This is a genomic window from Microbacterium sp. SGAir0570 (genome assembly GCF_005491085.2).
Classification (GTDB): Bacteria; Actinomycetota; Actinomycetes; order Actinomycetales; family Microbacteriaceae; genus Microbacterium; species Microbacterium arborescens.
The window spans coordinates 2,908,807-2,927,400 of the sequence record NZ_CP027929.1 but is presented as its reverse complement, the minus strand read 5'-3'; the positions used below and the strand labels follow the sequence as shown (position 1 = coordinate 2,927,400).

At 70.5% G+C, this 18,594-nt stretch carries 19 protein-coding genes; 8 read left to right on the top strand and 11 right to left on the bottom strand.

From position 1 onward, the window contains the following. Window positions 1-3 precede the first annotated feature (3 nt). The 3 genes from C1N74_RS13770 (at window position 4) to C1N74_RS13760 (ending at window position 3,304) form a co-directional block, all read left to right on the top strand. Window positions 4-1,404 carry a PqqD family peptide modification chaperone gene (locus C1N74_RS13770; RefSeq protein WP_137750750.1) on the top strand — a complete coding sequence of 467 codons (1,401 nt, stop codon included), beginning with the start codon at window positions 4-6 and terminating at the stop codon, window positions 1,402-1,404. A gap of 151 nt (window positions 1,405-1,555) precedes the next feature. Continuing rightward, window positions 1,556-2,209: a hypothetical protein gene (locus tag C1N74_RS13765; protein WP_064955446.1), complete on the top strand. Its 654-nt coding sequence runs from the start codon at window positions 1,556-1,558 to the stop codon at window positions 2,207-2,209. Between the two features lie 129 nt (window positions 2,210-2,338). Then, on the top strand, window positions 2,339-3,304 hold the full coding sequence (locus C1N74_RS13760) for a helix-turn-helix domain-containing protein (RefSeq protein WP_103842894.1): 966 nt from the start codon (window positions 2,339-2,341) through the stop codon (window positions 3,302-3,304). A gap of 9 nt (window positions 3,305-3,313) precedes the next feature. Here the strand turns inward: C1N74_RS13760 and lepB are convergent, their stop codons facing one another. The 7 genes from lepB to C1N74_RS13735 all read right to left on the bottom strand — a co-directional run bounded on the left by lepB (window position 3,314) and on the right by C1N74_RS13735 (window position 7,683). After that, on the bottom strand, window positions 3,314-4,027 hold the full coding sequence (gene lepB / locus C1N74_RS13755) for a signal peptidase I (protein ID WP_137750748.1): 714 nt from the start codon (window positions 4,025-4,027) through the stop codon (window positions 3,314-3,316). Window positions 4,028-4,030: 3 nt separating this feature from the next. Beyond that, window positions 4,031-5,554, bottom strand: a complete 1,524-nt coding sequence (locus tag C1N74_RS13750; RefSeq protein WP_064955443.1) for a polysaccharide biosynthesis tyrosine autokinase — start codon at window positions 5,552-5,554, stop codon at window positions 4,031-4,033. Further along, window positions 5,545-6,501, bottom strand: coding sequence for a nucleotidyltransferase family protein (locus C1N74_RS13745; RefSeq protein WP_137750746.1), 957 nt, complete (start codon window positions 6,499-6,501; stop codon window positions 5,545-5,547). Before C1N74_RS13745 ends, C1N74_RS13750 begins: the two co-directional genes overlap by 10 nt. A 161-nt stretch (window positions 6,502-6,662) precedes the next feature. Then, window positions 6,663-6,812 (bottom strand): hypothetical protein, encoded by a 150-nt coding sequence (locus tag C1N74_RS16450; protein WP_023954151.1) that lies wholly within the window; start codon window positions 6,810-6,812, stop codon window positions 6,663-6,665. A gap of 47 nt (window positions 6,813-6,859) precedes the next feature. After that, window positions 6,860-7,015, bottom strand: coding sequence for a hypothetical protein (locus tag C1N74_RS16445; protein ID WP_181405545.1), 156 nt, complete (start codon window positions 7,013-7,015; stop codon window positions 6,860-6,862). Next, window positions 7,012-7,224 (bottom strand): hypothetical protein, encoded by a 213-nt coding sequence (locus C1N74_RS13740; RefSeq protein ID WP_137750745.1) that lies wholly within the window; start codon window positions 7,222-7,224, stop codon window positions 7,012-7,014. The genes C1N74_RS16445 and C1N74_RS13740 overlap by 4 nt, the downstream gene beginning before the upstream one ends. A gap of 33 nt (window positions 7,225-7,257) precedes the next feature. Further along, window positions 7,258-7,683, bottom strand: coding sequence for a hypothetical protein (locus tag C1N74_RS13735; RefSeq protein WP_137750744.1), 426 nt, complete (start codon window positions 7,681-7,683; stop codon window positions 7,258-7,260). A 365-nt stretch (window positions 7,684-8,048) separates the two neighbouring features. Here C1N74_RS13735 and C1N74_RS13730 point away from each other — a divergent pair, with 365 nt between their 5' ends. Next, a complete protein-coding gene (locus tag C1N74_RS13730; RefSeq protein WP_137750743.1) occupies window positions 8,049-8,909 on the top strand; it encodes a helix-turn-helix transcriptional regulator in 861 nt (286 codons plus the stop codon). Here the strand turns inward: C1N74_RS13730 and C1N74_RS13725 are convergent. After that, window positions 8,885-10,195: a UDP-glucose/GDP-mannose dehydrogenase family protein gene (locus C1N74_RS13725; RefSeq protein ID WP_064955439.1), complete on the bottom strand. Its 1,311-nt coding sequence runs from the start codon at window positions 10,193-10,195 to the stop codon at window positions 8,885-8,887. The two genes, C1N74_RS13730 and C1N74_RS13725, sit on opposite strands and share 25 nt — an antisense overlap. A gap of 137 nt (window positions 10,196-10,332) precedes the next feature. Between C1N74_RS13725 and C1N74_RS13720 the strand changes: the two genes are divergently transcribed. Further along, window positions 10,333-11,793, top strand: coding sequence for a YdiU family protein (locus tag C1N74_RS13720; RefSeq protein WP_137750742.1), 1,461 nt, complete (start codon window positions 10,333-10,335; stop codon window positions 11,791-11,793). A gap of 127 nt (window positions 11,794-11,920) precedes the next feature. Continuing rightward, window positions 11,921-12,517, top strand: coding sequence for an excalibur calcium-binding domain-containing protein (locus C1N74_RS16690; protein WP_258317930.1), 597 nt, complete (start codon window positions 11,921-11,923; stop codon window positions 12,515-12,517). 16 nt (window positions 12,518-12,533) lie between these two features. Here C1N74_RS16690 and C1N74_RS13710 read toward each other — a convergent pair whose 3' ends face one another. Then, on the bottom strand, window positions 12,534-13,469 hold the full coding sequence (locus C1N74_RS13710) for an aldo/keto reductase family oxidoreductase (RefSeq protein ID WP_137750741.1): 936 nt from the start codon (window positions 13,467-13,469) through the stop codon (window positions 12,534-12,536). Window positions 13,470-13,546: 77 nt separating this feature from the next. On the opposite strand from C1N74_RS13710, the gene C1N74_RS13705 reads away from it, so the two are divergent. After that, a complete protein-coding gene (locus C1N74_RS13705) occupies window positions 13,547-14,035 on the top strand; it encodes an SRPBCC family protein (RefSeq protein ID WP_023954159.1) in 489 nt (162 codons plus the stop codon). Window positions 14,036-14,079: 44 nt separating this feature from the next. Here C1N74_RS13705 and C1N74_RS13700 read toward each other — a convergent pair whose 3' ends face one another. After that, window positions 14,080-15,492, bottom strand: coding sequence for an HNH endonuclease signature motif containing protein (locus C1N74_RS13700; RefSeq protein ID WP_258317929.1), 1,413 nt, complete (start codon window positions 15,490-15,492; stop codon window positions 14,080-14,082). A 211-nt stretch (window positions 15,493-15,703) separates the two neighbouring features. Next, window positions 15,704-17,251, bottom strand: coding sequence for a fibronectin type III domain-containing protein (locus C1N74_RS13695; protein WP_137750740.1), 1,548 nt, complete (start codon window positions 17,249-17,251; stop codon window positions 15,704-15,706). A 201-nt stretch (window positions 17,252-17,452) separates the two neighbouring features. Here C1N74_RS13695 and C1N74_RS13690 point away from each other — a divergent pair, with 201 nt between their 5' ends. Continuing rightward, window positions 17,453-18,529, top strand: coding sequence for an ECF transporter S component (locus C1N74_RS13690; RefSeq protein WP_071919082.1), 1,077 nt, complete (start codon window positions 17,453-17,455; stop codon window positions 18,527-18,529). Window positions 18,530-18,594: the final 65 nt, after the last annotated feature.

Below are 18,594 nucleotides of genomic sequence, written 5' to 3'. Positions count from 1 at the left end.
AGGGTGTCGCCGCTTCCTCTCGTCTCCGCGCTCGGATGCGCGGTGCGGATCGACGCCGATGACCGCGCGGACGGCGACATCGAGGCGATCGTCCGGGCATGGCGCGACGCCGAGGCGACTCCAAACGATTCCCTGCCGGCGGCTCACCGCAGCGTTGCGCTGACGCGCGGCGAGCTGCGGCGCGCGCTCGCCGCGCTGTCGCAGGCCGTGACGCTGGCCGCGATCGAGGCGAGGCGTGGTGAGCTATGGATGCTGCACGCCGGTGGTCTGGCCGACGACGAGGGAAACGTCGTGGCGGTCGTCGGGCCGTCGGGGCGGGGCAAGACGACCGCGACGCGCGCGCTCGCCGCCCACTACGGCTACGTGACCGACGAAACGGTCGGGATCACGGACGACGGGACGGTGCTGCCCTACCGCAAGCCGCTGTCGATCATCGAGGATCCGGCAGGGGACAAGGCCCAGCGTTCAGCATCCGAGCTCGGGCTGCGCCCCCTGGCGGCACGACCGTTGCGCTTGAGCGCGATCGTCCTGCTCCACCGGGTACCGGGCGGGCCCGAGGTTCCGGTGCTGGAATCGTGTGCGCTGGGCGACGTGCTTCCCGAGCTCGTCGAGCAGACCAGCTATCTCGCGGACCTGCCTGCGCCGCTTCATCGGATCGCTGCGCACGTCGCCGCCATCGGCGGGGTGCATCGCGTGACCTACAGTGAGGCCGAGACCCTCGCCGCGGCCCTGGCGCCTCTGTTCCGGCGGGGCGACGTCGTGGCGACGCTGCCCGTCGCGGACGCGAAGCCGCTCACGGCGGAGGTCGAGACCGACCTGGACCCGGCAACAGGGACGACCTGGTGGCGCGGTGCCCATCTCGACGCGATCGCGCTCGGCTCGCCGACGGACGGTGCGGGTGAGCGGCTCGCCCTGTTGCAGCCGGAGCCCGCGGGCGGAGCGACGCTCCACATCATCGACGGCATCGGCCCGGCCCTCTGGCGGGCGGCCGACGGACGTTCGGCCCGAGCACTCGCCGAGGCGGTGGTCGCGGCCCACGGGGCGCCGCCGAGAGGCGACGTCGAGGCTGTCGTGGGCGCCGCGCTGGACGCGCTCGGTGCCGCGGACGTCGTGGTGCGCGAGCCGTCCTGGCGGACCCGGGCGGATGCCGCCTGGACGTCGAGCGACGACGGATTCGTCGCGCTGTCGCTCGCGCGCGGCGGATCTCCCGAGCCGGTCGCATTGCGCGACACGGCAGCGATCATCTGGTCGGCTCTGACGACCGCGCGCGGTGCGACTGCGGAGTCGCTGGTGCGGGTGATCGCGGAACGCGGCGACGTCGACGGCACCGAGATCGATCGCGACGTCCGCGCGTTCCTGCGGTCGCTCGCCGAGCGCGGGCTCGCCGAGCCGTATCTGCCCTGACGGGGCTCCGGCACACCCGCGCGGCTTCCGACTCCGACACTTCGCGACACCGATCGTGACCTGAGCGACGGATGCCGGCGCAGCCATCGACGACGTTCGTGGGCGGCGAAAAAGTACGGGAAAACCTCTCATTCCGACCTGAGGAGATCCCGTGACCGACGTCACCCCCGCCCGCCGCGAGTCCGACGGCATCGACCGTCGCACGATCATCAAGGGCGCCGCGTGGGCCGTCCCGGTGATGGCCGTTGCGGTCGCAGCACCCCTGGCTGCGGCATCCGTCAACAACTCCGGCCTGGCGGTGACGAACACCCAGACGGGCCTGCTCTCGCTGAACCTGTTGGACGGCGGGGGCACGCTGACCGCGACCGCGCTGACGACGGTGCCGACGGAGTTCACGATCACCAACGGCGCGGGTGCGATCAACCAGACCGCGACGGTGACGGTCACCGTCGGACGTCCCGCCGGTATCAACCTGCCCGTCGGACGCGCGCGCGGTTTCGGCGTCTACAGCCTCAACGGCGTGCCGTCGACAGCCGGGCAGCGGACGGCGGTGTACCAGAGCGCCGCGATCGTCGGCCAGTACGGCTTCCCGCTGACGACCTTCACGACGACTCTCCCCGTGAACATTCCCTCCAACGGAACGCAGACAGTGCCGTTCGTGCTCGGTCTCGCGGGCAACTCGACCGGTGTCTCCATCTCGGCTCTCGCGACTTTCCCGGTCACGATCGTCGTCGATTTCGGCAACGGCCTGACCCGCACAGCCACCTCGAGCGTCACCGTCCCGGTGGGTGCGGGGATTCTCTAAGTAGTCATGACCGTAGCGTCCGCGGGTGCGGGCTGTGCCCCGAATGCGTAGTCCGCGCCCGCGGATCCAGTGCGGGAGGACCGATCGGTCGCTCCTACGCTGTGAGGCGATCGAGGGGGGAGGTGCAGCGTGAGCTACGAGCGCTACCCGAGTGCGCCGGGAACGCCGCCCCCCTCGTCGCGTCGGCCGGGCGAACCCTTCGCGGGCCGCCCAGCCGACACTCTCGCCCTCGAGTCGGTCGTGCTGAAGCGATACGAGCTCGCACGCGGCGCCGAGCGCGTCGTGCCGACGAGTGAGTCCCCCGTCCTGCATTGCATGCTCGTCGCGGCCGGGAGCGTGAGTGTCGCACCGACGCTCGATTCGCGCCGACGCCATCGTGCCGACGCTGGCCGGGGTCTCTTCCTGCGCTCGCGCTCCGACTATCTGCTCGCCTGGTCGGATGAGGCTGAGGTCATCGTGGTGTCGGCACCCGAGGCCGTGGTCGCCGCCTTCGGCGCTCCTCTCGACGAGAGCGACGGACCGCTGTTCGCGGGCGACTCGGCGCTGGTCACCCCCGCGACCGCCTACTTCCGTTCCCTGCTGTCCGGGGCGGCCCGGCCCGGACGTGTGGCGACCTACGCCCTGTCGCGGTTGAGCGAGGAGATGGTCGGCAGCCTGTTCCTCGAGCGAGCGAGCGTGGGAGCGGGGCCGGTCAAGGTGCAGCCCTCGCTCTACCGCCGCGCCCTCGCCCTCATCGCCTCGCGGCGCGCCGACTCCGAGCTGACGGTGCCGTCGCTCGCGGCCGAGCTCGCGGTGTCCCCCCGGCATCTGCAGCGGGCGTTCTCCGAGCAGGGCACCTCGCCCGCTATGGAGATCCGTCGCCTTCGCGTCGAGCTCGCCGTGCAGCTGCTGACGGAACAACGCTACGACGTGCTGTCCGTCGAGGAGGTGTCGCGATTCGCCGGCTTCACGAGCGCCGACGATCTCCGCCGAGCGTTCCGGCTGCAAGGGGAGCCCTCGCCGACCCGAGTGCGTGCGCAGCGCCGGGCCCCGCGCACCGACCGGCGCGGTCTGCATGCTCTGCCCGCGCTCGCGGCGCCCGCGGCACCCGCGTGAGGCCGACGCCTACGGCATCCCCCATCGGGTCACCGGCCAGAAGCGGAAGAATGCTTCGCCGATGATCTGTTCTCTATCCACCGGTCGTGCGCACGAGGCGGTGTCGGCGCTGGCACCGCCTCGGCACGCCGCGAGCGAGTCGGCGGAGTTCGCGCGGCTGTCGCCCAGAAGAAGGTACTCGTCGGAACCGAGGTGGATGGGAGGGAAGCAGCGCGACGAACGGGGGGCGGTGTCGCAATCGAGCACACCGGACTCGAACGGAAGATCGTGCGTGACGTAGGGCTCGTCGAGCGGCTCGTCGTCGATCGTCAGTCGGCCGACGGCGTCGCAGCACGCGACCGTCTCACCGGGGCCGGCGACGATTCGCTTGACCAGTGCGTCGCCGTTGCTCGGGCCGAAGCCGAAGACGTCGCCGAACCACCCGGCGGCCGCGCGCCACGGGCTCTTCTCTCCCCGTGGTGCGTCGCGCCATGACTCGGGGCGCTCGAACACGACGACGTCGCCGCGGCTCGGAGGGCCGGCGATGCCGAGACGGTCGACGAGGATGCGATCGCCCGGCATGAGGGTCTGCTCCATCGAGGCGGAAGGCACCTGGTACACCTTGACGGCGAACGACTGCACGAGCGCGATCACCAGCACTGCCGCCGCGAGGTGTGCGAGTGGATGGCTCGCTGCACGTCGCCAACGTCGGCGTGCCGGGGCGGCGTCGGGCGAGGCCGTCACGGTTCAGCGCCGGGCGCGGCGTGCTCGCCGCCCATCGGGCAGGACCTGCCCGCCGACCGTGACGACACGTGAAACCGCTGCGGTCGCCGGCGTCGGAGCCAGATCCGGCACGGTGTCGGCATCCTCGGTGCGGTAGTAGGCGCCGGTGTACTGGTAGCCGTAGTACGCCGCGCCGCTGCCCTTGCGCGGCACACGGTTCAGGACGACACCGAGAGCACGGCCGCCGGCGCGCTCGAGATTCTGCTGCGCCTTCTTCAACGCGTCGAAGGTGGTGCGGCCCACGGTGGTGACGATGATCGCCCCGTCGGTGCGGTTGGTGAGGACCGCGGCATCCGTCACCGGGATCAGCGGCGGTGCGTCGACGATGACCACGGCGTCGCGACTGAGGGTCTCCATGAGGTCGCGCATGCGCTGTGATCCCAAGATCTCGCTGGGATTCGGCGGGATCTTGCCGGCAGCCACGACCCGCAGCGAGCCCGACCGGCCGACCGGCTGCGCGACGTCGTCGAACGTGGCACGGCCCGCCAGGATGTCGGTCAGGCCGGCGTCGCCGATGAGGTGGAAGATCGTCGCGACCATCGGCCGGCGCAGGTCGCCGTCGATCAGGACGACCCGCTGCCCGCTGGCCGAGAGCGTGATGGCGAGGTTCGCGGCCGTCGTCGACTTGCCCTCACCGGGCAGGGGGCTGGTGACGACCAGGATGCGGGGCGGATTGTCGACGTCCATGAATTGGATGTTGGTGCGCAGCTCGCGCACCGCCTCGGAGACCGCGTACAGGTGCACGTTCCTGCTCGACGACGTGTTCGCTCCGTCGAACGGGATCAGCCGGTTCTCGGCGGTGAAGGACTTCTCCTCGGGGATCGCGCCGACGACGTTGAGCCCCGTCTCCCGCTCGACGCCCTCGGCGGAGCGGATGCGGCGATCCAGCGTGAATCGCAGCAGAGCGTAACCGATGCCCACGACGAGGCCTACGAGGCCACCGATGGCCAAAGCGAGGCGGACGTTCGGGGAGCTGGGGGTGGTGGGAAGACGCGCCGAGTCGGCGGTGACGAGCGTGATGCCCGGGTTCACACCCGTGCCGCCGGACTCGATGTTCTCGATCTCGATCTGCATGCCGCGGATCCAAGCCCCCGCGAGGTCGCGCGCCGCCTCCGGGGTCGGCCCCGTTGCGTCTACCTTGATGACGACGGTGTCGAGCGGGTTCGAGACCGAGACGCGGCGAACGAGGCTCTCCGGGCTCACATCCAGGCCGAGCTCTTCACGAGCATGCTCGCCGACGGCGCGCCAGGTGCCGACGTCGACGTAGGACTTGACCTTCGACTTCGCGAGGTTGTCGCTGACGTACTCCGAGCTGCTGTCGTTCTGCCCCTCGGCTTTGACCGGCGTCACATAGCCGCTCGCATCGGCGGTGTAGACCTTGGGCTGGATCAGCGTCCAGGCGAACGCGACGACGACGCCGAGGATGAGGCACAACGACAGCGCGATCCAGTGCGCCCGCAGGATCCGCAGATAATCTCTCAGTTCCACCGTGGTCCCCCCGGCTCGATGCTCGTGTTTCGAGTGTTCAGCGTCATGGCCCCCAGTGCTCGCGGCACGGAGCGGACTCCGCGACCCCAGCGCCGCAGGCGCGCCACGGCGCGCCCGACTGTCGTGTCGACGGTCTCGGGCCGGCTCAGGAGGAGATCGGAGCGGTTCGGCCAGATCGCGCGCGAGGCGATGACGGCTCGGTCCAGGCCGCGAGCGTCGCGCAGAGCCGCAAACCAGAAGTACGATCCGAACGATCCCGAAGCGACTCGCTCGCGCCACCGACGCGCTGCAGCCGACTCACGCTCGTGAGGATCGACGGACACGACCACGCCCATGCGCCGGAACACCTCAGCCAGCGTCACTGTCGTTCCGGTCCTCGACGCGAGTCCGGGCAGGTGCGCCCGTTCAGCGGGTGTCAGGACGACGTTCACAAGAGCATCGAGTTCGGCGGCGTGACGAGCCTGTCGTCGAGTGCCGCGCAGGGAGTGGAGCGCGAGAATGACGATGTTGGACAGGCGCGAAGGCACGGTGCAGGAGCGCTGAGCGAACACGCTGGTCTCGTGCTCGGCCCAGAGGGCGTCGAATGCGGCACCGGGGTCGACGAGCATGCCCGGGTAGTGGCGGTGCACGTCGAGGTCGCACGGCCAGTAGGGGTGGAGGAACGTGCGCGAATGGACGCTCGTGAGCCGTCCGATGAGCGGTGCCGGGCGCTCCTGCCATCCGCGCGCGACGATCTCGGCGCAGAGCCGATCGAAACCGACCGGCTCGACGAGGACGTCGACGTCGGAGGACGTGCGTTCGGCGCGCAGTCCCTGTCGCGACAGCGTCGGCCCCTTGAGGAAGAGCACGCGGACACCGAGGCCGTCGGCGAGTTCCTGCACCCACGCATGACCGAGGTCGACGCCGCTGCGAAGAGCGAGGTTCAGCGCTGTCTGATGTGGGGGCATGTGTCTCTCGGGTCGGTGGTGGGGCTCATTATCCCGACAGCCCGCGCCTTCCGATCAGCGTCCCTGCGACAGATCCGAGAGCCGATCAGCGTCTGAGCGACACGATCGCCTCGCCAGGCAGTGCTGGGGCGACATCGCGCCCTCTCATGCGGTCACGGCCGTCACCGCGGCGTCAGGAGAAGCGTCGTGACGAACACTCCCAGAGCCACGATGACGACCACGACGACGACGATGGCCCAGCCCGGAAGTCCGCCGTAGTCGCGGGTCCACCAGGACTGGCTGCCGTAATCGGAACGCCGTGATCGCTTCATGGCGGCAACGGTACGCCCGGTTCGGGCCTGATCGGATGTCGGGCGGGTTACAAGTCGAGGATGATCGCGAAGGAGAACAGGAGGGTGCTCGCGATGGCGGTGAGCATGACGGCCAGCCCCCAGCCGGGAAGTCCGCCGTACTCTCGACGCCACCACGACGTGTGTCCATCGTGTCCGCGGCGTGCCCGCGTGCTCGTGGTCACAGGATGCCGGCGCCCAGCGGAACGCTGATCGACGTCTGAGCCTGGTACGTGGGGCCGCTCGCGAAGGCCACCGTCAGCGTGACCGGGAAGGTTGCAAGCGCGCTCACCGCGATTCCGGAGTTGGATCCGGACAGGCCGAACTCGACGGGGATGCTCAGCGTCCCGTTCGAGGGCACGGACACGGCACGGGTCGTGACGAGGGTGGTCACCGGGAAGCCCACGCGCGCCCCGAGCAGTGTGTTTTAGCTGACCGCGTTCTGCGCTGCGACATCGGTGCCCCCCAGCGTGGCGACGCCGAACCCACGGGCGCGGCCGACGGGCAGATTGAGCCCTGAGGGGCGACCGACGACGATCGTGATCGTCGCGGTGTCGTCGATGGCTCCGGCCCCGTTGGTGATCGTGAACTGGGTGGGCACGGTGATGAGCGCACCGGCCTGGACGGCACTGGCGCCGTCGAGCACCCGCAGGCTCAGCAGACCCGTCTCATCGTCGGTCCACGCGAGTCCCGCGTTCTGGACGGAGGCGGATGCGAGCGGCGCGGCGACGCTGAGGGCGATGACGGGGGCAGCCCACGCGACACCCTTCATGAGCGTCCGGCGGTTCACGCCGGCGTCGGGCGCGGGGGTGATTTCGGGAGCGTTGTCGGCAGGGCCGTCGGTCAGCGACATGGTGTCCTCCTGGTGAACGTGCATCGGGTCTGCCCGAAGCGTTGCGCTTACGCGATGGAGCGGTGACGAGAATGACGGAATCCGGCGGCATCCGTCACACATCGGTCGCTAGGCGTCAGACGCGACTCCCCGCCCCGGGGGCGAGTGCGCTCGATGGAGCAGCTGCGGGGTGGCGCTCAGCGACAATTGCGTGACGTCGTGCGACACGCGTCGCCCGGTCGCCGGGGAGTGCACCGCGGGGGTGGTGACAATGAGGAGAACGGGAGGGGGCAGCCGTGCGTGATCTCATCGCTGGGGACGGTGCATCCGATAGCTGGTCGCGAGGTCCGCGACGACTCGACGTCATCTCGACCCAGGGTGTGCGCGTGGCTCACATCGAACTGCGTCGCGTGCAGCTGGGCCCGGGGGCGGTCACGCTTTCGCCGCTGCGAGAGGAATCAGCGCTCGTCGTGTTCCCCTCGGACGGCGGCGCGTTGATGAGTCGGGCTCCGATCACCGAGCCTGCGCGGCGGCTCGAGACGGGCGAAGCGATCTTCCTGTCGACGCGCGTGCCGCACATGGCGTGGTGGGAGGAGGAGATCACCCTCCTCGTCGTGAACGTGTCAGCCCGGGAGGAACCGGCGAGGGTCCTCCCGGACACGCATCTCGTCGAACCCACGCGACGCTACCTCGAGTCGCTCCTCGACACCGACGCGGGCGTCGACGCGGCGACGCAGCATTCTCTCGCCTGCGCGGCGGAGCACATGATCGACAGCCTGTTCGCCGAGCGCGCGGCCCGGGAATGGGTGCGCTCACGGATACCGATGTCGCTGTTCTCGCAGGCCTCATCGATGATGGCGGCGACCCGCGCCGACCCGTCCGTCACGCCCGAGTCGATCGCGGCGCACCTGGCGGTGTCGATGCGGCACCTGCAGCGCGCCTTCCAGGCGCACGCGACATCGCCCTCGGGCGAGCTGCGGCGGCTCCGACTGGACCTCGCGGTGCAGCTGCTGCGAGCCGACCGCGACCGCGCGCTCACGGTCGCCGAGGTAGCCAGCCGGGCCGGCTTCCACAGCATCGATGCGTTTCGCCGTGCGCTCCGTATCGAGAACCTGCCCTCGCCGACGGAGCTGCGCGACTCCGACATCCGCGTCGAGAACCCGCGACGCAACGGGTGGCGACTGCTGGGCGTCCCGGGAACATCGGGCCGTGCGACGTCGGATCAGGGGCGCCCCATACCCCGGTAGTCCCAGCCGGCTGCACGCCAGGCGGCGGCGTCGAGGCAGTTGCGGCCGTCGACGATGAGCCGGCCGGAGGTGAGGGTCGCGGCGTGGGCCGGGTCGAGCTGACGGCGGTACTCATCCCACTCGGTGACGACGATGACGGCGTCGGCGGCGCGCAGCGCCTCGTCGCGGTCCTCGACGTAGTTGAGCTGCGGGTGGATGCGGCGGGCGTTCTCGATCGCTTCGGGGTCGGTCACGGTGACCCACGCCCCGAGGCCGTGCAGCCGGACGGCGACGTCGAGGGCAGGGGAGTCGCGGGTGTCATCGCTGTGCGGCTTGAAGGCGGCGCCGAGGACGGTGATGTTCTTCTTGAACACCGATCCGCCGAAGGCGTCGACCACGAGGTCGACGGCGCGATCGCGCCGGCGCATGTTGATGGCGTCGATCTCGCGGAGGAACGCGACGGACTCGCCACGGCCGAGCTCCTCGGCGCGGGCCGAGAAGGCGCGGATGTCCTTCGGCAGGCAGCCGCCGCCGAAGCCGATGCCCGCTCCGAGGAAGCGGCGGCCGATACGGGCGTCGTGCCCGATCGCGTCGGCGAGCGTCGTGACGTCGGCGCCGGTGACCTCGGCGATCTCGGCCATGGCGTTGATGAAGCTGATCTTCGTCGCGAGGAAGGCGTTGGCGGCGACCTTGACGAGCTCGGCGGTGGCGAGGTCGGTGACGATGAACGGCGTGTTCTTGGCGACCGAGGGGTGGTACACCTCGCGCAGGATGTCGGCGGCGCGCTCGCCCTCGGCGCCGGTGGGGACCCCCGCGACGAGACGGTCGGGGTCGACGGTGTCCTGCACCGCCCAGCCCTCGCGCAGGAACTCCGGGTTCCAGACGAGCGTGGCACCGGTGGGGGTCACGCGCTCGGCGAGCGTGGCGGCGGTGCCGACGGGGACCGTCGACTTGCCCGCGACGATGTCGCCCTCGGCGAGGTGCGGGATGAGCGCGTCGACGGCGGCGTTGACGTAGGTGAGGTCGGCGGCGTAGCCGTCCTTCTGCTGCGGGGTGCCGACGCCGATGAAGTGGACGGCGGCGCCGGCGGCATCCGCCATGTCGGTCGAGAAGCGGAGCCGGCCCGACGCGAGACCCTCGCTCAGGATCTCCTGCAGACCGGGCTCGAAGAACGGTGCCTCTCCGTTCGAGAGGGAGGCGATCTTGCGCTCGTCGACGTCGATCCCGACGACCTCGTGCCCGATCGATGCCATCGCCGCGGCGTGGACCGCTCCGAGGTAACCGCAACCGATGACCGACAGACGCATGGTGCTCGCTCTCCGCGGCCCCGAGCGGACCGCCACACATTCCTATCAAGAACGCATGACGGATGTGTAAACCGCTCCCGTGAACGACGGTGTCGCAGCGCGGCCCTCGGTCGTCGCAGCGCGCGTAGCCTCGGTGCATGCATCCCGTCACGCTCACGCTGTCGCACGACTTCGCCGACGCGTTGCCCGCGCTCGCGCGGCCGTGGTCGGCCGACCCGGCGCCGGAACCGCGGCTGCTCGTGCTCAACGAGGGGCTCGCCGGCGAGCTCGGACTGGATGCCGGGTTCCTGCGCAGCCCCGCGGGGGTCGACCTCCTCGTGGGCGCCGCGCTGCCCGACGGTGCGCAGCCGGTCGCACAGGCGTATGCCGGTCACCAGTTCGGGGGGTTCTCGCCCCGCCTGGGTGACGGCCGGGCGCTGCTGCTCGGCGAGCTGACCGCACCCGACGGCTCGTTCCGCGATATGCACCTCAAGGGTTCCGGGCCGACGCCCTTCGCGCGCGCGGGTGACGGGCTCGCCGCCGTCGGCCCGATGCTGCGCGAGTACGTCATGAGCGAGGCCATGCACGCCCTCGGCATCCCGACGACCCGCTCGCTCGCCGTCGTCGCGACCGGGCGCGAGGTGCAGCGCGAGACGGCGCTCCCGGGCGCCGTGCTGGTGCGGACCGCATCGAGTCATCTGCGCGTGGGCAGCGTCGAGTTCGCGCGGGGGACCGGCGACATCGCGGTGCTGCGTTCCGTCGTCGACTATGCGATCGCGCGGCACCACCCCGAGGCGGCGGGCGAGGAGATCGCCGCGCTGGGGCTGTTCCGCGCGGTCGTTCGAGCACAGGCCGACCTCGTGGCCCGATGGATGCTGGTCGGCTTCATCCACGGCGTGATGAACACCGACAACATGACCCTCTCGGGCGAGACGATCGACTACGGTCCGTGCGCGTTCCTCGACGCGTACGACCCGGCGACCGTCTACAGCTCGATCGACACCGGCGGGCGCTACGCGTACGGCAACCAGCCGTACATCGCGGAGTGGAACCTCGCCCGGCTCGCCGAGGCGATGCTGCCGCTGTTCGACGACGAGCTCGAACGCGCGGTCGAGCTGGCGCAGGGCGTGCTGGCGGAGTTCCGGCCCCGGTTCGCCCAGGCACGGGCCGCCGGCATGCGGCGCAAGCTCGGCCTCGCCGAAGCGCGAATCTCCGATGAGCACGTCGAGGCGCTCGCCGGCGACTTCCACGAGATGCTCGAGCGGAAGCGCGCGGACTACACCTCGACGTTCCGGTCGCTGGCGGATGCCGCGCGAGGCGACGCCGCCGGTCTCGAGGCGGCGCTCGGCGGGGACGCGGCGCTGGCCGGCTGGTTGGGCCGGTGGCGGGCCCACGATCCCGACGCCCACGTGATGGATGCCGCGAATCCGATCTACGTGCCGCGGAACCACCTCGTCGAGGAGGCGCTCGCCGCGGCGACCTCCGGGGACCTCGAGCCGCTCGGCTGGCTGACGACGGTCCTGTCGACGCCGTTCACAGCGCGCCCGGGCGCGGAGCGGTACGCTCAGCCCGCAGGTCCGGACTTCGCGGCCGGCTACCAGACGTTCTGCGGGACCTGACCGGAGCGTAACGCGACGCCGCCGATCCGCATTGCGACGCTCGGGCGAGCGGCCGTGGTGCAGTGACGCTCGGCCCGCGATGATGACGGCGGGGCTGCGCGGGGGCGCGGCGATGGGGGAGAAGTACATGTCCGAATCCAGCCTGCGTACCGACAGCAAGCCGACGTTCCTGGCGCGTCCGATGTCGCGCAAGGCGGCGCTGATCACGTCGGCATCCGCGCTGGTCGCCGGACTGCTACTCGGCGGCGGGGCCGGCGGCGCCGGAGCCCAGTCCGAGGTGACGTCGCTGAAGGATCAGGTGTCCTCGCTTGAGACGGACGTCGCCGACGCCGAGACCGTGGCCGTCGAGAACGACACCGCGCTGACCGAGGCCCGCGCGGATCTCCACCGAGCGCTCGGGGACCTCGCCACGGCGACTGCGTCGCTCAAGACCGCCACCGACCAGGTGACCGAGATGCAGACCGCGGCGACGGCGTCGCAGACCGAGCTCGACGCCCGCGCCGCGCGGATCGCGGATCTCGAGGGTCAGCTGTCGGCCCGGACGGTGCAGGCACCCGTTGCTCAGGCGCCTGTTGCTCAGGCGCCCGCCGCGCAGGCGCCGGCATCCGTGTACTACGACAACTGCACGGCGGCCCGGAATGCAGGTGCCGCCCCCGTCCGGGCGGGTGACCCCGGTTACGGGCGGCACCTCGACCGCGACGGCGACGGCATCGGCTGCGAGTAGGCAGGGCTCCCCGGGCTCAGGGCACCTTGTGCCCGGCGGCTTGGATGAGTCCGTACCACTCGCCCCGCGTCAGGGGGATGTCGCTGCCCTCGGCGGCATCCGCGACGCGCTGAGGATTCGTCGTGCCGAGCACGACCTGCATCCCGGCGGGGTGGCGGGTGATCCATGCGGTCGCGATGGCGGTCGGGGTGACGCCGTACTTGGCGGCCAGTTCGTCGAGCTTGGCGTTGAGCACGGGGTACTCCTCAGCGCCGAAGATGACGCCGTCGAAGAAGCCCTTCTGGAACGGCGACCACGCCTGGAGCGTGATGCCGTTGATACGCGAGTAGTCGACGAGTCCGCCGCCGTCACGGGTGATCGAGTCGTCTTCGCCGGCCATGTTCGACGCAAGCCCTTGGGCGATGATCGTCGAGTGGGTGATCGACAGCTGCACCTGGTTCGCGACGAGCGGCTGGGTCACCGCCGTCTTCAACAGGTCGATCTGACGGGGCGTGTGATTCGAGACGCCGAAGGCGCGCACCTTGCCCGATGACTCGAGGTGGTCGAACGCGCGGGCGACTTCGTCGGGTTCGACGAGAGCGTCGGGACGATGGAGCAGCAGCACGTCGATGCGGTCGGTGCCGAGCGCTTCGAGCGACTCCTCGGCGGAGGTCACGATGTGCTCGTACGAGTGGTCGAAGTGCCAGTCGTCGGCGACGATGCCGGTCTTGGTCTGCAACGTGATCTCGTCGCGCTCGGATGCCGTGAGCTTGAGCGCTTCGGTGAAGCGCCGCTCGCACGCGTGGCGCGAGGAGCCATAGAGGTCGGCGTGGTCGAAGAAGTCGACACCGACCTCGCGGCAGCGGTCGTAGAGGGCTCGGATGTCGTCGTCGGCGAGCTCCTCGATCCTCATCATGCCCGCGACGACGTTGGGGACCTGGATGTTGCTCCGACCGAGGGGGACGCTGCGCATGATTCTCCGTTGATTCAGGGGCGGGACGGTGGTGCTGCTCTATCAGTATGCGCGCCGGACCGTGCCACGGTGGGAGAGTGCCGGTCGTCGAGTCGCGTTGCGTCGTGCCTGTGCCCGCCGACGTCGCGTTCGCGGTGTCGCAGACGCAGGGCGCGGTGCGCAAGCGGTGGGATCCATTCATCCGGCGACAGCACCTGATCGGGGCGGAACGGCCCGCGAAGGGCGTCCGCACGTACACGGTGCAGCGCTTCGGGCTGGCAATGGAGAGCGAGTACGTCTCGTACAACCCGCCGTCGAACGTCGGGATGAAGATGACGAAAGGTTCGTGGTTCTTCGCGCGTATGGGCGGCGGGTGGCGGTTCAGTCCGGTCGAGGGCGACCCATCGCGTTCGTTGGCCGTGTGGCGCTACAACTTCGCCTGCCGCCCCGCGTGGCTCGCGCCGCTCGCGGAGCGCATCGGCAGCGTCATCCTGCAGCGCGACATCGACCGTCGGATCGCCGGCTTCGCGCGCGGATGCGAGGATCCCGTCGTGCTTGCTGAAGCGGAGCGCCTCCGGATCGCATAGACGGCCGCGCCGAGCGGCGCCGGCGAGTTTGTGAAGAGCCCGGGTCAGAAGGGCGGTGGCTCGTCCCTGCCTGCCCCGGGTGGCGGACCGGCGGGATCGGGAACGAAGCACACGGACGGAACCGGCACGTCTTCTCGGTAGATCCGGCCGAGGGGTGAGGTCCATTCGAGAACCCCGCCGCCGATCTGTCTGACTTCCCATTTCGTGAATTGCTTCATCGAATGGTGTCTTTGGCACAGGTGGGCGAGGTTGAAGATGTGGGTGTGCCCGCCGAGGGCGTAGTCGATGGTGTGGTCGAGCTCGCAGCGGATCGCCGCCCTCCGGCATCCGGGGAACCGGCAGTGCTGATCTCTCGCCTTGAGCAGTCTGCTCATCGCCGCGGTGGGTCGGTAGGTGTCGACCTCGACCCGTGTGCGGGTGATGGGATCGATGAAGAGCCGGTTCCAGATTCTCGCCCGGCCGGCGAGCTTGCGGGCGGTGTCGGCGTCGATGAGCGCGGCGCCTACCAGTTCGGCGGGGGCCTCGTCGGCGCCGGTCACCGTCTCAGAGGTCAGCGTCACCTGTACCTGCGCCCGGATCGCACCCAGCGGCCCCGCGGCGTCGCTGCCAGAGGTGGCGTCGACGGCCGGAGCGCCGCCGAGCAGCAGGTCGCCGAGGATGTCGGCGCGCAGCTGATCCATCGTGCGAACGTCGGGCGCCGCGGCATCCGCAGACTCCGCACCCGCGGCACCATCACCCGCAACGGCATCTCCCGGCGCAGCATCCGCAGGTGGAGACCCGTCGGTGGCGCGCGCATCCTTGACGGACTGAGCCATGGCGGTGAGGCGGTCGTGGATGCCTGCGGCGATGACGGTCGGCAGGGTGGCGCCGAGCTCGGACATGCCGTCGGTGCCGTGGGTCACCCAGACGCGTCGCTTCGCCGTTGCCGTGCGGTGCCGCTCGGCGAAGGACTCGGATCCCATCCGGGCAGCCAGGTTGCGGAGCGCCTCGCGCACCCGTGACGCGATGTCACGCTCGCAGATCGAGATCGCCTGCAGCGCGTAGTCGTCGCGGATGTCGTCGGCGAGGCCGCATCCCATCCGGACGACCGCATCGACATGGTCGCGCGTGATGCGCTGGTGCTCCCACGCCTCGAAGACAGCGGGGTAGTCGTCGATGATGGTCAGTGCGTGGTCGATCTCGATCTGCGCGCGGCGGTCGTGCGAGCGTCGCACCCCGGCGACCTCGGCGGCGATCGAGCGCATCTCCATGTCGGAGCCCATACCGCGCGGCCGCGTTCGCGAGCGCGCTGCCTGCCGGAGGGCGCTGCGCCCCGCCTCGGCGAGAGCGCGCGTCATCGCGATGTGGGCCGCGTGAAGCAGTTCGTCTGCTTCGGAGACCCGGTCGACGACACCGGCGTATGGCGACGCCGACGAGCCGGCCTGCGGATCGTATGAGTTGTCGCCGTTCGATGCCATGTTCCCATTCTGCCCAGGGGGTCGGACATTAACATCGAATATCCGTACATCGGTGGAGAACTTTCTCGTTGTCGAATTGTGGAGGAATCGGCGGCCTCTGTCGGACGGCGCACGCAGCGAGATGCGGGCGAAGCGAAAGGGCGCAGTGAAAGCATGTGCGGGGCACCGCCCCCCATGGTCGGTGCCCCGCACATCGTTCTCTCGATGAGCGTCAGTCGACGACTCGTCGTCTCGCGATCACCAGCCCGCCGGCCGCGAGAAGCGCCGCAGCCCACACAGCGAGCTCCCACGGCGCCGCACCGCCGGTCGATGCCAGAGCGCGCGTCTTCGCCGCCGACGCGACAGAACCCGCAGCCGAGCTCGCGCCGTCTCGGCCCTCCGACGCAGACCCGTCAACCCCAGCCCCAGACCCGTCAACCCCAGCGCCAGACCCAGACCCGGCACCCGCTCCGGCCCCAGCGCCAGGCCCACCCGGGCCACCGGTCGCGGGCGGAGTGGTCACCTCAGCGGCGCGCACCTCGACAGGGCTCCAGCCGAGCGTGCTGCCGTCGTCCGCGGTGAGTGCGAGGCGGTGGGCGCCCGTGGGGATGTCGGCGGGAAGGGCGAACGTCGCGATGCCGTCTGCCGTGACCGTGGCCACGCCCAGATATCGCGGCTCGGAGAACAGCCACCCGTGGACCGCCATACCCGCCAGCTCGCGTCCGACGTTCGCCGTCACCGTGGTGCCGGGGACGGATGCGCCGTTCACGACGACCCCGCCGCGGTTATCGCCGGTCAGCGCGTCGGGATCGGGCGCGGCCGGTCCGGTGACGGGACTCGTGGATGCCTGCACCGAGACGGGCGCGCTCTGCCCCGCGGCGTTCCGGGCGACGACCGTCAGCGTGTATGTCGTCGAGGGCTCGAGGCCGGTGAACCCGAAGCGTCCGAGACCCTGCACGTCGTCGACCTCGCGCGTTTCGGTGCGGCCGCCGCCCGTGAGGGTCGCGGTGTAGGTGGTGGGCAGATAGAACGGCCAGACCCCCTCCGGGAACGGGTTCTGCAGCGGGGCCGCCCAGATCTCGCCGAGCAGCGCCGTGGGGCTACTGTCACGGATCGTCACCGTCGGCTCGCCGGGAACCTCCGGCACCGCGAACCGAATGTCGCGGGCGCCCGTCGAGCCGTGACTGTTGTGCAGGCTCGCCTCAATCTCGTACGTGCCCGGCTTCAGCCCGGTCAGGATGAAGACGGTCCGGGTCGTCGAGGTGCGCGTGATCGGCTCGCCGCCGTCCATGGGACGGACGATGAGCTCGTATCGCTCGATCGGTCCGCGCTCGCCGATCGGGCCGACGCCGATCTCTGCGCCATCGACCCGGATGCTGATCGTGACTCCCGTCTGCGGCGGCAGATCGGCGACACTGTCGTCGTCATCGTGGCCAGCGCCGGACCCGTCGTCATTCACGTAGCCGGGCACCGCACTGGCTGCCGCGGGCTCAGCGGACTCCGGTGCGGGTGCGGGTGCGGATGCGGATGCTTCGGCGGTGACGCGCTCCGCGGCATCCGGTTCCCCAACCGGCTCCGCGGCTTCCGGGTCCGCAACCAGCGCCTCAGCCACCACCTCGGCACCTGCCACCTCGATTTCGGCTGCCGCGGTCGGCCCCGCCGGATCAACGCCTCCGGCCGGTTCGTCGGCATGCGCCGGGAGCGCTATACCGGCGACGACGAGCGTCGCTGCGATCAGGGCGGCCGAGGCCGCGGCGAGGGAGGGATGTCTTCTCTTCATGGATCCTCATCGAGAGCGAATCGCGACCCGCGCCCCAGTCGGCGAGCCGTCGCTCTTACGCTGGCATCGGTCGCCCGACGACGCGGGCCGTTCGGCCCCGCAACGCGCGTGTGCGAACAATCCCGAACACCCCGGCGGCCAGTGTCGATAGAGTGATCGCCGCGGGGCGAGGGGATCCGCCGCGCGTATGCGGTTTGCGACATGCATCCGCTCGAGGGCGGGGGAGCGCACGTGCAGGACGATGACACGCGATTCGGCGAGCCCGATTCACTTGACGCGATCGCGCGGGATCTGCTCGCGCTGAAGGATGCCGCCGGGCCGGTGTCGTACGCCGAACTCGTCCGTCGCATCGCACAACTGCGCGTCGAGAGGGGCGTCAACCCGGCGGCTGCCACGCCTCCGCGTACCACGGTGTACGACGCGTTCCGGCCGGGCCGGGCCCGGGTCGACATCGGGCTGCTGCGCGACATCGTGCTGGCGCTCGGCGCAGATTCAGACGAGGCCGACCGCTGGATCCGTCGTTATCAGAAGGCACGCCGGCCCGATGATGTGGCTCCTCGGGTCTCGCCGCCGCGGCGTCCCCGCCCCGCGAGCGAATCACCGGTCGCGCCGACCTCGCTGACAGCGCCGCCCCCGCTCGTCTCCCGGCGGACGCAGGCGCTGATCATGTTCGGCTGCCTTATCGTCAACTTCATCGGCATGTCGACGGTGCAGCTGCTCCACTTGCCGATCTACCTCGACATGGCGGGCACCGCGGTCGCGGCGATGGTCTTCGGTCCCTGGGCGGGAGTCGTCGTCGGGCTCAGCACGAACGTGTTCGGCTTCGTCGTGGGCGCTCCGGGGGCGGCTCCCTTCGCGCTCGTGAACGTCGCCGGAGCGCTCGTATGGGGGTACGGCATCCGTCGGTTCGGCATGGGAGCCGACCTCTTCCGCTACGTCAACCTCACTCTGCTCGTGGCGGTGGCGTGCTCGCTGGTGGGTGCTCCGCTGGGCGTCCTCATGTTCGGCGGGTACTCCGGCCACGGTTCCGACAACGTCACCTCGTCGATCGCCGGACTCGGCCTGCCCGTCGTCGCCGCGGCCTTCTCGGCCAACATCCTCACGTCGGTCATCGACAAGATGCTCTCGGGGTTCATCGCGCTCGTCGGCATCGCGATGCTGCGCAGCCGGGTGAGCATCCCCACCGCGCAGATCCCGCTCGTCGAGCGGCTGATCGTGCAGAGCGGACAGGTCTCGGGCAACCGGAACGGCTGGTCGCCCGGAGCGGTCGCGCGCTGACGTCGCTCGCGTTCCACCGCACGGCTCGAGGCGGAGGTGCGCTGACCGGTGGCCGGCCCATCGAC

Excerpts from the sequence above, each read along its gene's own strand:
- C1N74_RS13745 (WP_137750746.1), bottom strand. The coding sequence starts at position 6,501 with ATGCCCCCACATCAGACAGCGCTGAACCTCGCTCTTCGCAGCGGCGTC.
- C1N74_RS16450 (WP_023954151.1), bottom strand. The coding sequence starts at position 6,812 with ATGAAGCGATCACGGCGTTCCGATTACGGCAGCCAGTCCTGGTGGACC.
- C1N74_RS13735 (WP_137750744.1), bottom strand. The coding sequence starts at position 7,683 with ATGTCGCTGACCGACGGCCCTGCCGACAACGCTCCCGAAATCACCCCC.
- C1N74_RS13725 (WP_064955439.1), bottom strand. The coding sequence starts at position 10,195 with ATGCGTCTGTCGGTCATCGGTTGCGGTTACCTCGGAGCGGTCCACGCC.
- C1N74_RS13720 (WP_137750742.1), top strand. The coding sequence starts at position 10,333 with ATGCATCCCGTCACGCTCACGCTGTCGCACGACTTCGCCGACGCGTTG.
- C1N74_RS16690 (WP_258317930.1), top strand. The coding sequence starts at position 11,921 with ATGTCCGAATCCAGCCTGCGTACCGACAGCAAGCCGACGTTCCTGGCG.
- C1N74_RS13710 (WP_137750741.1), bottom strand. The coding sequence starts at position 13,469 with ATGCGCAGCGTCCCCCTCGGTCGGAGCAACATCCAGGTCCCCAACGTC.
- C1N74_RS13700 (WP_258317929.1), bottom strand. The coding sequence starts at position 15,492 with ATGGCATCGAACGGCGACAACTCATACGATCCGCAGGCCGGCTCGTCG.
- C1N74_RS13695 (WP_137750740.1), bottom strand. The coding sequence starts at position 17,251 with ATGAAGAGAAGACATCCCTCCCTCGCCGCGGCCTCGGCCGCCCTGATC.
- C1N74_RS13690 (WP_071919082.1), top strand. The coding sequence starts at position 17,453 with ATGCATCCGCTCGAGGGCGGGGGAGCGCACGTGCAGGACGATGACACG.